Here is a 13181-nt window from a genome sequence, read left to right as displayed (position 1 = left end):
GGTTTAGCTCCGCTTGGCCAGCTCGGCCTTCACCAGCTGCTCCAGCTCGTCGTAGGGCAGGGCACCCGGTACCAGCTGGTTGCCGATAAGGGTCGCCGGAGTGCCCTGCACGCCAAGAAGGGTGCCGATGCGAAGGCTGTTGCGCAGCTCCTCGGTGGCCTTGGCATCGGGCTTGAGGGCCGTGTTGCCGGTGGCCGCCAGCGCCTTGTTGATGTCCGCCTCGGTCAGCATCCCTTGCTTGCTCATCAGCTTGTCGTGCAGGGCGAGGAAGCGGGCCGGCTCCTGCTGCCACAGGGTCAGGCTGTACTGGGCCGCCTTGGCGGAGCTCTGCCCCTTGAACGGCAGCAACTTGATCACCAGTCCCAGCTCGTCGGGATAGGCCTTGAGCAGCTTGGTCAGTTGGGGGTCGAACTGCTTGCAGTAGGGGCAGTTGTAGTCGGTGAACAGCACCAGGGTCAGCTTGGGGTGCTTGGCGCCGAGGCGCGGGCTGGTGGCGCTGTTGAACAGCACATCCTGATTGCCCTTGATGAAGTCGCCGAGCTGGGCCTCCTGGGCGGCGGCGTTCTGCTTCTCCCAGGATTCGGCCGCCTCGTCGAGGATCTTGGGGTTGGCGACCAGGGTCTCGCGAATGAGCTCCTTGATGCGTGCCTCCTGCTCCGGGGTGAAGGGCGCCGCCTGCAGCAAGGGGGCGCAGAGGGTGCCGGCAACCAGGGCGGTACAGAGGGTCAGGGTGCGCAGTTTCAGGGTACGCAGGGTCATGGGATTCTCCTTAAAAATGGGGGGCATCGGCCTGGACGAGGCCGGCCTGGTGCAACACGTCGAGCAAGTCGGCCTTGTCCAGCAGGGGCGAGAGGATCTCTCCCTCTGGCAGGCCGGGCCCGTAGATCTGGTTGAAGGGGACGGCGGCCGCGCCGCGCTGGCGCAGGAAGGCGGAGATGGCATCGCTCGGCCGGCTCCAGTCGCCACGCAGGGCCACCACGTCCGGGGCCGACAGGGCGCTCTGCACCTCGTCACGCAGCAGCACGTTGTACTTGTTGGCCTTGCAGGTGACGCACCAGTCGGCGGTGACGTCGACGAAGACCCGCTTGCGCTGGGCCAGCGCATCGACGATGGCCTGTTCGGAGAGCGGCTGCCAGGCAATGCGATCGACGCTGCCCGACCCCTGCGCCGTGAGGGCGCCGCCCAGCAGCAGGGCGCCGCCGATGAGTGCCGAGAGGGAGAGGGCCAGCGTGAAACCGCGCATGCCATAGCGCCAGAGGATGCCAATCAGCAGCGCCAGCAGCATGGCGGCCATCAGCCAGCCGGTGGCCGTGCTGCCCAGATGGTTGCCAAGCAGGCTCGCCAGCCAGAGGCTGGAGCCCAGCATCATCAGCCCGAGCAGGATGCGCAGTCGCCCCATCCAGCGGCCCGGTTTGGGCAGCCAGAGGGCGAGGCGCGGCAGGGCCGCCACCAGTATCCAGGGCAGGCTCATGCCAATGCCGAGCGCCGTGAAGATGAGCCAGAGCTGGCCGAGCGGCGCCGCCAGCGCAAAGGCCACCGCGGTGCCGAGGAAGGGGGCCGAGCAGGGGGTGGCCAGCAGGGTGGCGAAGCTCCCCTGCAGGAAGTGGCCAACGAGCCCCTTGCCGCCGCTGGTGGCGAGGCGAGTGCTGAGATTGCTGGGCAGACGGATTTCGAACAGCCCCAGCAGGTTGGCGCAAAACAGCAGGGTCACCGCCACCATGAAGCCGATGAAACCGGCGCTCTGGAACTGGATCCCCCAGCCGACGGCTCCCTGGGTGGCGCGCAGCAGGCTGCTCATGGCCGCCAGCACCCAGAAGGAGGCAATGATCCCGGCACTGGCGGCGAGGAACTGCTTGCGCACCTGTCGCTGTTCGCTCTCCTGCTGCTGCAGCACGGTACCCAGTTTCAGCGCCAGCACCGGCAGTACGCAAGGCATCAGGTTGAGGATGAGGCCGCCGAGCAGCGCCGCCCCCAGCAGCCAGATGAGAGGCTGGCCTGGGGCCGGCAAGGCGAGGGGATCGGCGATGGTGGCGCGGGTCTGCCAGGCCTCATCGCCGCTGCCGAGCAGCAGGCTGAGGGATTGGCCGCGCAAGTCAGGGGCATCCCCCTGCCAACCGTCGCTGACCGGGACCCGGGCGATCAGGGTGTTGCCGCTTACCTCGAGTGCGGGCTTGCCGAACTCGGCCCCCTCCAGCGCATCGACGAAGAGCGCTGGTTCCTGCCAGCCCTCCGCCCGCTCGGCGCGCAGCTGCAGCTGGTTGTGCTGGTAGCCGAGCTCGACCCGGGTGTCGGCAGGCAGCGTCTGCGGCAGGGTGCTCATGGTCTGGGCCCAAGCGAAGTCGAAACCGGCTGGCGCCTGCCCATCCACCGCCAGGGTGAAGGGGTAGTCGGTCAGGATGCAGACGTTGCTGCAGGTGGAGAGGCGCAAGGTGCCCTTGAGCGGCTGCCCGGCCGGGTAGTCGAGGCTCAGGGGAAAGCGCACCTGTTGCTGATAACCCTGGGTGCTGAGCCCGGCCACCTCGAAGGGGCGCGGCGTGGGCCAGTGCCATTGGAAGTCGCCGACCGGCTGATCCCACAGGATCTGGGGCGCTATGCCCCCTTCACCCGGACTGCGCCAGTAGGTTTTCCAGCCGGATTCGAGGGCCACCTCGAGCAGGATGCGGGTGTGGTCAGGGGCGCTGCGGTCGGCTTGCAGCCGGACCTTGGCGTGATCGTTCTGGGGGCTGGTGAGCCAGCCCGTATCGCTGGCCAATCCGCTGGATTGCCACAGCAGGCAGCCCAGCAGCAGGCTCGCCTTGAAGATAGTTGACATAAATGTTGTCTCGCAAAAAATGAATGACAGCAGGCTGAAAAAGCGCGGCTGAACTCATTCCCGCCAGACACAGAAGGTGAGGTGAAGTCGTCGTTCGGGAGGGGAGACGGCCCGTGGCGGCGGCAGTGGCGGCGTGTAGCGCCAGAGCGGGGCCAGCAGCGCGATGAGCAGGGCCACCGCAAAGAACAGCTGCTCGAGGCAGAGCAGGGTGGTGGCGCTCAGCCACTTGCCGTTGAGCTGGCAGCTGTTGGGCTGCGGGCTGGCGGGCGTGCCCTTGTCGGCCTGGTCGTCGGCCGTGACGAAGGAGGGCAGGGCCTGACAGCTGAGAGCGTGATCGAGCAGGGCCAGCCGGGCCAGCGGCTGGGCCGCGCAATTGAGCACCAGCAGGCAGACCAGCAGCAGGAGTCGTTTCGCCACGCGTTGTTGGTGAATCATGCTCGCCCCGTTCATCAAGATGGCCACATCCTAACGGCCAACGCCGGATGGGGCAAGCCGCCGTCCGTTTTAAGGCTGAGGGGCGGGCAGCAGGGGTGGTCGGTTCTGTTTGGCGAACGCTTGTTCGCTAAAAGGGGGACCAGTATACTGCGCCGAGTCAAAATCCGAGGTGTTCGATGCTCAAACTTGCCCGTGTGCTGCTGCTTGGTCTGCTGCTCATCTTCTGGTTCCTGTTCGGTCTGCTGCTTTGCCTGGTGCGTCCGCGCCATCCCAACAACGTCTATGTCTTCGCCCGCATGTACCATGCTGTCTGCCCGCTGATCGGCCTCAAGGTCCGGGTGACGGTGGCCGACGAGGTCAAATCGGTGGGGCCGGCGGTCTACGTCTGCAACCACCAGAGCAACTACGACATCTTCACCGTGACCGGCGCGGTGCAGCCCGGCGTGGTGGCGGTGGGCAAGAAGAGCCTGCTGTGGCTGCCCTTCTTCGGCCTCATCTTCTGGCTCTCCGGCAACGTGCTGATCGACCGCTCCAACCGCTCCCGCGCCATCGGCACCATCGGCCAGGTGGTGGAGCGCATCAAGAATCGCGGCACCTCCATCTGGATGTTCCCGGAGGGGACCCGCTCCAAGGGGCGTGGCCTGCTGCCGTTCAAGGCGGGCGCCTTCCATACCGCGGTACAGGCCGAGGTACCGGTGGTGCCCATCGTCTGCTCCAGCTACTTCGGCCAGATCGATCTCAACCGCTGGGACAACGGCGAGGTGCTGCTGGAAGTGATGGCCCCGGTGTGCAGCAAGGAGCACGGTGCCGCCGGCATTCGCGACCTCTCCGACAACTGCCGCGCCCGGATGGAGGCCAAGCTGGCCGAACTGGACAGCAAGCTCGGTCATCCCCGCGCCGCCTGAGTACGTCGCTGATTGCATGAGGGAGCCGCTGGCTCCCTTTTTTATTGGTGAAAATCACCACTGGATCGGTATTTTTCGCCACTAAGACGATATTGAAAATACCTGATAAAACCCCATCTATATGTAAGTAAAGGAAAAATAATCTTGGCACGGCTCTTGTAGTGTTATGGGAAGAGATAGCCATCCCATCAACAAGGAGCCAGACCATGAGCGTATTTAGCCGCCTGACCGACGTGATCAATGCCAACCTGCACAGCCTGCTCGACAAGAGCGAAGAGCCGGAGAAGATGCTGCGGCTGATGATCGAAGAGATGGAGCAGGTCCAGGTCGAGATGAGAACCCAGGCCGCCCGCGTCATTGCCGAACAGAAGCAGCTGGAGCGTCATCAGCAGGCGTTGCAGCACCAGATCCTGGAGTGGTCGGCCAAGGCCGAGCTCGCCATCCAGAAGGGGCGTGAGGACCTGGCCCGGGCCGCGCTGACCGAGAAGCTGGCCGAGGTCAAAAAATGCGAGCAGCTGGAGCAGGACAAGGCGCGGGTCGCCGAGGTGCTGGCCCAGCTCACCGCCGACAGCGAGCGGCTGGCCGCCAAGCTGACCGAGGCGCGCGAGAAGCAGAAGCTGCTGACCTTGCGCGAGCAGACCGCCCACAGCCGGCTGCGAGCCCGTGCCCAGGTGGACAACCAGCGCATGCATGAGCTGATGGCCCGTTTTGACGGCTTTCAGGGCCGGGTCGATCAGCTGGAAGCCCAGCTGGAGGCGGCAACCCTGGGGCAGAACCCCTCGCTGGAGGCCCAGTTCCGCGAGCTGGAGCTGAACGACGAGATTGAACGGGAGCTGGCCCGCCTCAAGGGTCAAAAGGTGGAGGCATAACCATGACGCCCTGGCCGAAGGATCTTGCCCATCGCAAGCTGACCGGGGTCTGTGCCGGCATCGCCAACGGGCTGGGGCTCTCCAGGGTGACGGTGCGGGTCGCGGCCCTGATGGCGCTGATCCTGATGCCGCCCCTGGCGCTGGCCGCCTATCTGCTGGCGGTGCTGATCATGCCGCCCCGTCGTGAATTGAAGCGCTGGCTGGATTGACCCCGGGTCACTCAGCCGCATTAACCCAGTGAGGAGCAACACATGCTGGAATTTATCGTCTTGATGCTGGTACTGGTCGGCATGGCGCTGGCCGGGTTCACCGTGCTGGCCATGTTGCTGGTGAGCGGCGTCTTCGTGCTGTTTGGCGCCCTGGCCGGCATGTTTGCCCTCATCATCAAGCTGGCGCCCTGGTTGCTGGTACTGCTGGTGGTGTGCTGGTTCATCAGCAGCCGGCGCAAGCAGGCCAATACCTACCGTTGACACTCCCTGTTACCGGATCCTTCCTTGGTCGCTGCGTGCAGCGGCCTTTTTTGCGTCTGCTGGTGGAGTGCTGGTTTCAGCAGCCGGCGCAAGCAGGTTAATCAACCTACCGTTGACACTCCCTGTTACCGGATCCTTCCTTGGCGGCAGCGTACCGCGGCCTTTTTTGCGTCTGCTGGTGGCGTGCTGGTTTCAGCCGCCGGCGCAAGCAGGTTAATCAACCTACCGTTGACACTCCCTGTTACCGGCTCCTTCCTTGGTCGCTGCGTGCAGCGGCCTTTTTTGTGTCTGCCGGTGGTGTGCTGGTTTCAGCAGTCGGCGCAAGCAGGTTAATCAACACCTACCGTTGACACTCCCTGTTATCGGATCCTTCCTTGGCCGCAGCGTACCGCGGCCTTTTTTGTGTGCGGGTGTCGGCCAGCCATGACTGGCTGCAGGCGAGCCAGCGCTCCGGCTGGGTGATCAGCTGCTCCTTGAAAGCCTTGCTCTGCTGCTTGAGCCGGTATTCGAGGCGCAGCGCCGCCCCTTTCTCGCCGACGGCCTGCTGCCACGCCAGGGTCAGCGGCCCCTTGCCACGCAGGGCGCGGGACCCCTTGCCGCTCTGATGCTGGTGCAGGCGGCGTACGGGGTCCGTGCTGATCCCGGTATAGAGCAGGCCGCTGGTGGTGCGCACCATGTAGATGAACCAGTGGCTGGCGGGCGGACAGGCCGCCGGTTCGGCGCCAGGAGCGGGTTTTCTCATTCGATCTCTCTGTGCCACACTCAAGAGCAGCTCAAGGAGGTGCGATGCGAGCGTGGTGGTGGTTGTGGTGTTTGCTGTCGATATCGGCTCATGGCGAGACGCTGCGTCTCTACGACTATCATCAGCACCCCCCTTCATGACCGGGGAGCAGACCGGTCTGAGCCGGGATCTGGTCAAGTATCTCAATGAAAAGCTTGGCGGAGAACCCAGGCTGGAACTTTGGCTGGTGAATCGGGCCAGACTGGCGCTGGAGATGTCGGATCCCGGCTTCGACGGCCTGGTGGCCTGGGTCAATCCCGCCTGGGTGGGGGATCCCCAGCGCGAGCTCTACCTCTGGACCTTTCCCATCATGCGCGATACCAACGAGCTCATCTCCAGCGTCGTCAGGCCGGTCATCTATCGCGGGCCCGACTCACTGAAGGGGATGACCTTCGGCGGCATCGAGGGGTATCGCTATCAGGGCATCGACGAGGCGGCGGCCAGGGGCGATCTGGTGCGGGTCGATGCCAAGAAGGTCAAGACCAACTTCAGCCTGCTGGTGCGCGGCCGCATCGACGTGACCCTGGTGCCGGGTTCGGCGCTCACCTTCTTCACCCATGACCCGGCCTTCGAGGGCAAGCTGTTCCTCTCGCCCTTTGCCCAGTCCAGCTATACCCGCCACATCCTGTTGCCAAAATCCCGCAGCGCATTGCACAGCCGGCTGAATGACATCGCCGAGCAGATGGACCGGGATCCCAAGTGGCACGCCATCCTGGAGTCCTACCGCGGCAGACCCTGAGCGCCGGCATTGCGGCGCAGATGACGCCCAAGCTTGTGCAGCGGCAGCAGGCTCACCAGCAGGCCGGCCCAGACGAAGGCAAACCCCACCGATTTCACCGGATCCGGCGTCTCGCCAAACCAGAAGATGGCGAGCAGGAAGGCGAGGCTGGGCTCTATGTACTGCAGCAGACCCACCGTGCTCATGCGGGTGCGCATCATGCCGTAGCAGAACAGCCCCACCGGCAGCAGGGTCGCGGGGGCACTGCCCATCAGCAGCAGACGCTCGGTCCAGTCACCGGCCACGAACTGGCTGGTGCCGCTCACCGCCAGAGCGCCGATGATCAGCAGAGCGACGGGCAGTTGCACCAGCGCCTCGAGATAGAGGCTGACGCCGGCGTCATAGTGGACCTTCTTCTTGAGCAGACCGTAGAGGGCGAAGTTGGCCCCCATGATGAGGGAAAACCAGGGCAGCTGGCCGTAAGAAAAGAGCATGTAGGCCAGTCCTGCCAGCGCCAGCGCCACCGCCAGGTGTTTTTGCGGGGTGAGCTTCTCTTTGAGGAACAACACGGCAAACACGATGTTGAACAGCGGCGTCATGAAGAAGGCGAGGCTGGTGGCCAGCACCTGGCCGGTGGTGAGGCACCAGGTGAACATGCACCAGCTGATGGACATGACGGGGCCGGCCAGCAGGATGAGGCCGAGCTGGCGCGGTTCGCTGCGCAGCCGCGCCCAGGGCACCCGATAGCCGATGAGGAGGAACAGGACGCCCAGCAACACCGCCGACCAGAGCACCCGGTGGGAGAGCAGCTCCCACATGTTGACCGCGGGCATGAACTGGTAATAGAGGGGCAGCATGCCCCACAGCACGAATGAGAGGGCCGCGCTGCCGGTGCCCATCCAGTTCTTCATCTCGCTCCGTTTATTAAATTAAACAAATGTGGCTGCATGATAAGTATCTGCTGAATCTTTCACAAGCAGGATCCGGCGGAAAACTCTGCTACTATCGGGCCCATGAACCGACTCGACAGTTTGTTTGAACAGATCCGGGCCTGCCGCCTGTGCGAGGCACACTTGCCGCTCGGGCCCAGACCGGTGATCCGTGGCAGCGAGCGCGCCCGTCTGCTGATCATCGGCCAGGCGCCCGGCACCCGGGTGCATGCCAGCGGCATCCCATGGGATGATCCCTCCGGCGATCGCCTGCGCCAGTGGCTCGGGGTGGACAAGGCCACCTTTTACGATGAATCCCGTATCGCCATCATGCCGATGGGGCTCTGTTACCCCGGCAAGGGCAAGTCGGGGGATCTGCCACCGCGCCCTGAATGTGCACCCACCTGGCACGACAAGGTGCTGATGCTGCTGCCCCACATCGAGCTGACCCTGCTGATCGGCCAGTATGCGCAAGCCTACTATCTGCGGGATGCGGCGAAAGGGTCGCTGACCGAGACGGTACGCAGCTGGACGGACTACGGCCCGGCCTGGTTGCCGCTGCCGCACCCGTCACCGCGCAACACCTTCTGGCTCAAGAAGAATCCCTGGTTCGAGCAGGATGTGATCCCCCATCTGCAACAAAGGGTCGCCCCACTGCTGGGGTGACCCTCGTTGGTTAGAGCGCCGGTTCGACCTGCGGTTTGGGCTTGCTGCGGGCCATGGCGATGAGCGGCAGTATGATGCACAGGCACCCCAGCAGCAGCGGCAGGCCCGGCTGTTCATCGAACAGCCATACCCCGATGGCGACCGCCATCAGCAGGCCGGTGTACTCCGCCGAGGCGATCTTGCTCGCCTCCGCCTTGCGATAGGCCACCACGCACAATCCCGCATAGACCATGATCAGCGCCGAAGAGCCGAAGGCGGGCCACCACATCTGCCACTGCCAGTCGCCCCCTTCCCACCAGGCCAGCGCCATGATGAAGGGCATGCTCAACACGTTGGTAAAGAACAGGGTCTGGGCGATGGGCTGCTGGAGCGGGATCCGCTTGATCAGCAGATTGTTGAGCGCCATCGAGAGCGCCACCCCGAGCGCCGCCAGCGCCGCCCAGTTCACCTCGGTGGGGCGCAGCACGATCAGCACCCCGACAAAGCCGATGAAGGCGGTCAGCACCTTCTGGCGCGAGATCGCTTCCCCCGCCAGCCACACCGCCAGCGGCACCATCATCAGCGGCGCCGCATAGAAGAGGGCGTTGGCGGTGGCCAGCGGCAGCCGGGTGAGGGCGATCACCATCAGGCAGACGCCGACGGCCCAGATATGGGCCCGCAGCAGATGCCACTTGAGCGCCAACGGCGGGTTGCGACGCCATGACCAGAGCAGCCAGGGGGTCAGCAGGATGGCGGCGGAGAGCTGGCGGAAGAAGACGAACTGGAACACTGGCTGGTCCGGCTCCAGCACCTTGACCAGCGCGTCGGAAAAGACCGCCACCATATTGCCCAGCACCAGATAAAGGATGCCGATCCCCACTGCATTCATACCACCTCCCATGTTTGATGAGGGAAGGGTAGCCCGCGTGCTGTTATCCAGTAAAATGATAAAAAATCACCATGCATGAGAATTTTGGATAATGAAGCTACCTCCCTTGCGTGCCGTTCAATACTTCGAAGTGGTTGCCCGCCTGCTCAGCTTTTCTCGCGCCGCGGTTGAGCTCAACGTCAGCCAGAGCGCGGTCAGCCACCAGATCCGTCTGCTGGAGGATTTTCTGGGTGAGCGGTTGCTGCTGCGCCAGGGTCGCCTGCTGTCGCTGACGGCGCAGGGGGAGGTCTATTTTGAGGGAATCTCCGCCGGGCTCGGCCAGATTGCCCAGAGCAGCGAGCAGTTGCGCGGCGGCGGCGAAATGCGGATCCGGCTCGCGGTTTACAGCTCGTTTGCGGTGAAGTGGCTGATTCCGCGACTGGCGGGGCTGCGTCAGCTCTATCCCGAGTTGGATCTCAGCCTGGAGATGGTGGCGGAGGACCCCGAGCTCTCCGATCGGGTGGCGGACTGTTTCATCACCGTCTCCCCCAAGGGGCCCGGTTATATGCACGATCTGCTCTATCGGGAGCGGCTGATGCCGGTGTGCAGCCGGCGGCTGTGGCAGCAGGTGGAGGGGGAGTGGCCCGCGGCCCTGTGGCAACTGCCGCTGCTCTCCATCCAGGCGATCTACAAGGAGAAAGGGGAGGATTGGCGTCGCTGGGCCGACGTGGGCGGGCTGACGATCGCCCCCGAGGCGAGGATGCACCATTTCAGCCACATTCTGCTGGCACTGGAGGCGGCCAACTGGGATCAGGGGGTGGCGCTCATCAACGACTATATGCTGCAGCCGGAGGATCCCGGTCTGGTACGACTGCCGCTGCATGCACTGGAGACCGGAGACAACTTCTATTTCGTCTGCAAGCGCTCGCGTGTCCATGAGCCCGCCATCAGCCGGCTGCGCCAGTGGCTCTGGCAGGAGGCGCAAGCCAGCTTGCGTCCCGGCGAGAATGAACCGCTCAGGCGTGTTTGAATAGGCGCAGCACGAGCAGGTTGGTGGCGGAGATCCAGCGAAGGGTCGAGATATGGAGTGGCCTGACGGCAAGGCTCAGGCCACTTAGGTTCAGGCTTTTTTGAACTGGCTCAGGATAAACAGGCTGGTGGCGCAGACCACCACCGAAGGGCCGGCCGGGGTATCTTGATACCAGGAGAGCAGCAGTCCGCCGAGCACGGCAAGGCAGCCGATGAGGGCGGCAAAGCCGGCCATCTGTTCCGGTGTCCGGCTGAAGCGACGGGCCGTTGCCGCAGGGATGATCAGCAAGGAGGTGATGATCAGTGCCCCGACAAACTTCATCGCCACGGCGATCACCAGCCCGATCAGCAGCATCAGCACGCAGCGCAGCACATCGACCCTTACCCCTTCCACCCGCGCCAGCTCTTCCGAGATGGTCATGGAGAGCAGGGGATCCCACAGCCGCCACAGGGTGAGCAGCACCAGGGCGCCGCCGCCATAGATCCAGAGCAGGTCCATCGGTTGTACCGAGAGCAGGTCGCCGAACAGGTAGGCCATCAGGTCCACCCGCACGTTGTCCATGAAGCTCAAGGTGACCAGACCCAGCGACAGGGCGCTGTGGGCCAGGATGCCGAGCAGGGTATCGGTGGCGACCTGCTGGTTGCGGCTCATGATCACCAGCAGCATGGCCATGGCGAGACAGCAGACCACCACCGCCAGGGTGAGATCCACCTGCAGCAGGATGCCGAGCGCGATACCGAACAGGCAGGCGTGGGAGAGGGTGTCGCCAAAATAGGCCATCTTGCGCCACACCACGAAGCTGCCAAGAGGGCCAGCCAGCAGGGCGATGCCGAGGCCGGCCGCGAGGGCGTATAACAGAAAGCTGTCCACTTGATGATCCTGTCGGGTATGTTATTGATTGCGGGAGGGCAGGCGAATGACGGGGGCCTGCGGTTCATGATGATGGTGTTCGCCGTCGCAGTGGTGATGGTGGGTGTAGACCGCCAGCACCTCCTGCTCCGGTCGGCCGAACAGACGGGCAAACTCGGGGTGGCGGGCCACGCTTTCCGGCTCGCCGTGACAGCAGACGTGGCGGTTGAGGCAGATCACCTCGTGGGTGCTGGCCATCACCAGGTGCAGGTCGTGGGAAACCATCAGCACGGCACAGTTGAACTCGGCGGCCAGCTGGCTGATGAGGGCGTAGAGCTCGATCTGGCCGTTGATGTCCACCCCTTGCACCGGTTCGTCCAGCACCAGCAGCTCGGGTTTGACCAGCAGGGCGCGGGCCAGCAGCACCCGCTGCATCTCGCCGCCGGAGAGTTTCTGCATCCGGTTGTCCAAGAGATCTTCCGCACCGACCCGGTTCAGCGCCTCCTCGATGGAGAGGCGGCCATTCTTGCCAAGCTGCAGGAAGCGGCGCACCGTCAGCGGCAGGGTGGGATCCAGATAGAGGCGCTGGGGCACATAGCCGACCCGCAGGTCGCGGCTGCGGGTAATTTGGCCCGAATCCGGCGTGAGCAGGCCCAGTACCAGCTTGCTCAGGGTACTCTTGCCCGCCCCGTTGGGACCGACCAGGGTAGTGATTTTGCCTTTGTTCAGGGTAAAGGAGACCTTGTCGAGCACGGATCGTCCATCAAATGAAAGACAGACCTCTTTCAGCTCCACCAGTTGGGTCATGACAGCTCCGGGGTTTACAGCCTGTGAGAGTTATAATATAACAATAACGTTGGTTTGTTATATTATCACACACACACTTCCTGACGAGATCTCTATGCGAATTCTTGCCCTGATCACTGCCTTGCTGGCGGTGAGTCTGCCTGTCCGTGCCCTCGAGGTGCTGACCACCATCAAGCCGCTGGGTTTCATCGCGGCCGCCATCACCGATGGCGTAAGCGAGCCCAAGGTGCTGCTGCCGACCGGCGCCTCGCCCCATGATTTCTCCCTGCGCCCCTCCGATATTCGCAGCATCAATGAGGCCGACTTGGTGGTCTGGGTCGGCCCCGAGCTGGAAGGCTTCATGGCCAAACCGCTGGCCAAGCATGCCCATGTGTTGACCCTGACCCGGGTCGAAGGGATGCCGCTGTTCGATTACAGCAAGCAGGCCGGCCACGAAGAACACGCCGACGAGGGGCATGAAGGCCATGACCACGACGGTCATGAGGGGCACCACCACGAGGGCGTCGACCCCCACATCTGGCTGGGACCGACCCAGGCGCTGGTCATCGCCAATGCCCTGAGCGAAACCCTGAGCGCTCAGGATCCGGCCAACGCCGAGCGTTATCGTGCCAACCTGCTGGCGTTCAAGGCCAAGGTGGAGGCCAAGGACAAGGTGATTGCCGAGCAGATGAAGGCGGTGAATCAGAAGGGCTACTTCGTATTTCACGAGGCCTATGGCTATTGGGAGCGCCACTATGGGATGAGCTCCAAGGGCCACTTTACCGTGAGCCCGGAGCGACGCCCTGGCGCCAAGACTCTGGTGGAGATCCGCAAGGCGCTGGAAGAGAAAAAGGCGAGCTGCATCTATGCCGAGCCGCAATTCTCGCCGGCGGTGATCGAGTCGGTGGCCCGCAATACCGGTGCCAAGGTGCTGCTGCTGGATGAAGTGGGCGAGCAGGTACCGCTCGGCCCGGATGGCTATCCCCGGTTCATGCAGCAACTGGCCGACGCTTTCGCCGAGTGCCGCTGACAGACCCGCCGAGCCGCCATGCTCATCGATGGGGTGAGCGCAGCCAACTATACT

At 64.0% G+C, this 13181-nt stretch carries 15 protein-coding genes and 1 pseudogene; 8 read left to right on the top strand and 8 right to left on the bottom strand.

Translation table 11 applies throughout. The features are described from left to right. Positions 1–3: 3 nt before the first annotated feature. The 3 genes from ACPDZI_RS18670 to ACPDZI_RS18660 are packed head-to-tail and all read right to left on the bottom strand — an operon-like array spanning position 4 to position 3247. A complete protein-coding gene (locus tag ACPDZI_RS18670; protein WP_323946224.1) occupies positions 4–759 on the bottom strand; it encodes a DsbA family protein in 756 nt (251 codons plus the stop codon). A 10-nt stretch (positions 760–769) separates the two neighbouring features. Then, entirely contained in the window at positions 770–2812 is a 2043-nt protein-coding gene (locus ACPDZI_RS18665; protein WP_438833602.1) for a protein-disulfide reductase DsbD family protein, read from the bottom strand. 54 nt (positions 2813–2866) lie between these two features. Next, entirely contained in the window at positions 2867–3247 is a 381-nt protein-coding gene (locus tag ACPDZI_RS18660) for a hypothetical protein (RefSeq protein WP_043164617.1), read from the bottom strand. Between the two features lie 176 nt (positions 3248–3423). On the opposite strand from ACPDZI_RS18660, the gene ACPDZI_RS18655 reads away from it, so the two are divergent. The 4 genes from ACPDZI_RS18655 (at position 3424) to pspG (ending at position 5491) form a co-directional block, all read left to right on the top strand. Then, entirely contained in the window at positions 3424–4152 is a 729-nt protein-coding gene (locus tag ACPDZI_RS18655; protein WP_016352068.1) for a 1-acylglycerol-3-phosphate O-acyltransferase, read from the top strand. 206 nt (positions 4153–4358) lie between these two features. Further along, positions 4359–5021: a phage shock protein PspA gene (gene pspA, locus ACPDZI_RS18650; protein ID WP_017782532.1), complete on the top strand. Its 663-nt coding sequence runs from the start codon at positions 4359–4361 to the stop codon at positions 5019–5021. A 2-nt stretch (positions 5022–5023) separates the two neighbouring features. Next, positions 5024–5230: a PspC domain-containing protein gene (locus ACPDZI_RS18645; protein ID WP_017411260.1), complete on the top strand. Its 207-nt coding sequence runs from the start codon at positions 5024–5026 to the stop codon at positions 5228–5230. Positions 5231–5272: 42 nt separating this feature from the next. Next, positions 5273–5491, top strand: a complete 219-nt coding sequence (pspG, locus tag ACPDZI_RS18640; protein WP_010636066.1) for an envelope stress response protein PspG — start codon at positions 5273–5275, stop codon at positions 5489–5491. A 340-nt stretch (positions 5492–5831) separates the two neighbouring features. Here the strand turns inward: pspG and ACPDZI_RS18635 are convergent, their stop codons facing one another. Continuing rightward, a complete protein-coding gene (locus ACPDZI_RS18635) occupies positions 5832–6233 on the bottom strand; it encodes a GIY-YIG nuclease family protein (RefSeq protein WP_268032128.1) in 402 nt (133 codons plus the stop codon). Positions 6234–6277: 44 nt separating this feature from the next. On the opposite strand from ACPDZI_RS18635, the pseudogene ACPDZI_RS18630 reads away from it, so the two are divergent. Continuing rightward, positions 6278–7011 (top strand): annotated as a pseudogene (locus tag ACPDZI_RS18630) (substrate-binding periplasmic protein). On the opposite strand, the gene rarD reads toward ACPDZI_RS18630, so the two are convergent. After that, entirely contained in the window at positions 6993–7901 is a 909-nt protein-coding gene (gene rarD, locus ACPDZI_RS18625; RefSeq protein WP_268032130.1) for an EamA family transporter RarD, read from the bottom strand. The pseudogene ACPDZI_RS18630 and the gene rarD overlap by 19 nt on opposite strands. A gap of 102 nt (positions 7902–8003) precedes the next feature. On the opposite strand from rarD, the gene ACPDZI_RS18620 reads away from it, so the two are divergent. Continuing rightward, a complete protein-coding gene (locus ACPDZI_RS18620; protein WP_259231623.1) occupies positions 8004–8585 on the top strand; it encodes a uracil-DNA glycosylase family protein in 582 nt (193 codons plus the stop codon). 10 nt (positions 8586–8595) lie between these two features. Here ACPDZI_RS18620 and ACPDZI_RS18615 read toward each other — a convergent pair whose 3' ends face one another. Beyond that, entirely contained in the window at positions 8596–9453 is an 858-nt protein-coding gene (locus ACPDZI_RS18615) for a DMT family transporter (protein ID WP_438833601.1), read from the bottom strand. 91 nt (positions 9454–9544) lie between these two features. Here ACPDZI_RS18615 and ACPDZI_RS18610 point away from each other — a divergent pair, with 91 nt between their 5' ends. Next, positions 9545–10462: a LysR substrate-binding domain-containing protein gene (locus ACPDZI_RS18610; RefSeq protein ID WP_011707446.1), complete on the top strand. Its 918-nt coding sequence runs from the start codon at positions 9545–9547 to the stop codon at positions 10460–10462. Positions 10463–10552: 90 nt separating this feature from the next. Here the strand turns inward: ACPDZI_RS18610 and znuB are convergent, their stop codons facing one another. Together znuB and znuC are read right to left on the bottom strand one after the other, a co-directional pair. Further along, positions 10553–11332 carry a zinc ABC transporter permease subunit ZnuB gene (gene znuB, locus ACPDZI_RS18605; RefSeq protein ID WP_011707445.1) on the bottom strand — a complete coding sequence of 260 codons (780 nt, stop codon included), beginning with the start codon at positions 11330–11332 and terminating at the stop codon, positions 10553–10555. Between the two features lie 21 nt (positions 11333–11353). Beyond that, positions 11354–12118 (bottom strand): zinc ABC transporter ATP-binding protein ZnuC, encoded by a 765-nt coding sequence (gene znuC, locus ACPDZI_RS18600; RefSeq protein WP_017411255.1) that lies wholly within the window; start codon positions 12116–12118, stop codon positions 11354–11356. Between the two features lie 94 nt (positions 12119–12212). On the opposite strand from znuC, the gene znuA reads away from it, so the two are divergent. After that, on the top strand, positions 12213–13127 hold the full coding sequence (gene znuA / locus ACPDZI_RS18595) for a zinc ABC transporter substrate-binding protein ZnuA (protein WP_049046015.1): 915 nt from the start codon (positions 12213–12215) through the stop codon (positions 13125–13127). Positions 13128–13181: the final 54 nt, after the last annotated feature.

The organism is Aeromonas oralensis (assembly GCF_049665575.1).
Classification (GTDB): Bacteria; Pseudomonadota; Gammaproteobacteria; order Enterobacterales; family Aeromonadaceae; genus Aeromonas; species Aeromonas hydrophila.
The sequence above is the reverse complement of the archived record's forward strand: the minus strand, read 5'-3'. Positions and strand labels throughout refer to the sequence as shown.

What these genes read in the sequence shown, in the direction of transcription:
- pspG (WP_010636066.1), top strand. Translation starts at nt 5,273, where the DNA reads ATGCTGGAATTTATCGTCTTGATGCTGGTACTGGTCGGCATGGCGCTG.
- ACPDZI_RS18620 (WP_259231623.1), top strand. Translation starts at nt 8,004, where the DNA reads ATGAACCGACTCGACAGTTTGTTTGAACAGATCCGGGCCTGCCGCCTG.
- ACPDZI_RS18645 (WP_017411260.1), top strand. Translation starts at nt 5,024, where the DNA reads ATGACGCCCTGGCCGAAGGATCTTGCCCATCGCAAGCTGACCGGGGTC.
- znuA (WP_049046015.1), top strand. Translation starts at nt 12,213, where the DNA reads ATGCGAATTCTTGCCCTGATCACTGCCTTGCTGGCGGTGAGTCTGCCT.
- ACPDZI_RS18660 (WP_043164617.1), bottom strand. Translation starts at nt 3,247, where the DNA reads ATGATTCACCAACAACGCGTGGCGAAACGACTCCTGCTGCTGGTCTGC.
- rarD (WP_268032130.1), bottom strand. Translation starts at nt 7,901, where the DNA reads ATGAAGAACTGGATGGGCACCGGCAGCGCGGCCCTCTCATTCGTGCTG.
- ACPDZI_RS18655 (WP_016352068.1), top strand. Translation starts at nt 3,424, where the DNA reads ATGCTCAAACTTGCCCGTGTGCTGCTGCTTGGTCTGCTGCTCATCTTC.
- ACPDZI_RS18635 (WP_268032128.1), bottom strand. Translation starts at nt 6,233, where the DNA reads ATGAGAAAACCCGCTCCTGGCGCCGAACCGGCGGCCTGTCCGCCCGCC.
- ACPDZI_RS18615 (WP_438833601.1), bottom strand. Translation starts at nt 9,453, where the DNA reads ATGAATGCAGTGGGGATCGGCATCCTTTATCTGGTGCTGGGCAATATG.
- ACPDZI_RS18665 (WP_438833602.1), bottom strand. Translation starts at nt 2,812, where the DNA reads ATGTCAACTATCTTCAAGGCGAGCCTGCTGCTGGGCTGCCTGCTGTGG.
- ACPDZI_RS18670 (WP_323946224.1), bottom strand. Translation starts at nt 759, where the DNA reads ATGACCCTGCGTACCCTGAAACTGCGCACCCTGACCCTCTGTACCGCC.
- znuC (WP_017411255.1), bottom strand. Translation starts at nt 12,118, where the DNA reads ATGACCCAACTGGTGGAGCTGAAAGAGGTCTGTCTTTCATTTGATGGA.
- pspA (WP_017782532.1), top strand. Translation starts at nt 4,359, where the DNA reads ATGAGCGTATTTAGCCGCCTGACCGACGTGATCAATGCCAACCTGCAC.
- ACPDZI_RS18610 (WP_011707446.1), top strand. Translation starts at nt 9,545, where the DNA reads ATGAAGCTACCTCCCTTGCGTGCCGTTCAATACTTCGAAGTGGTTGCC.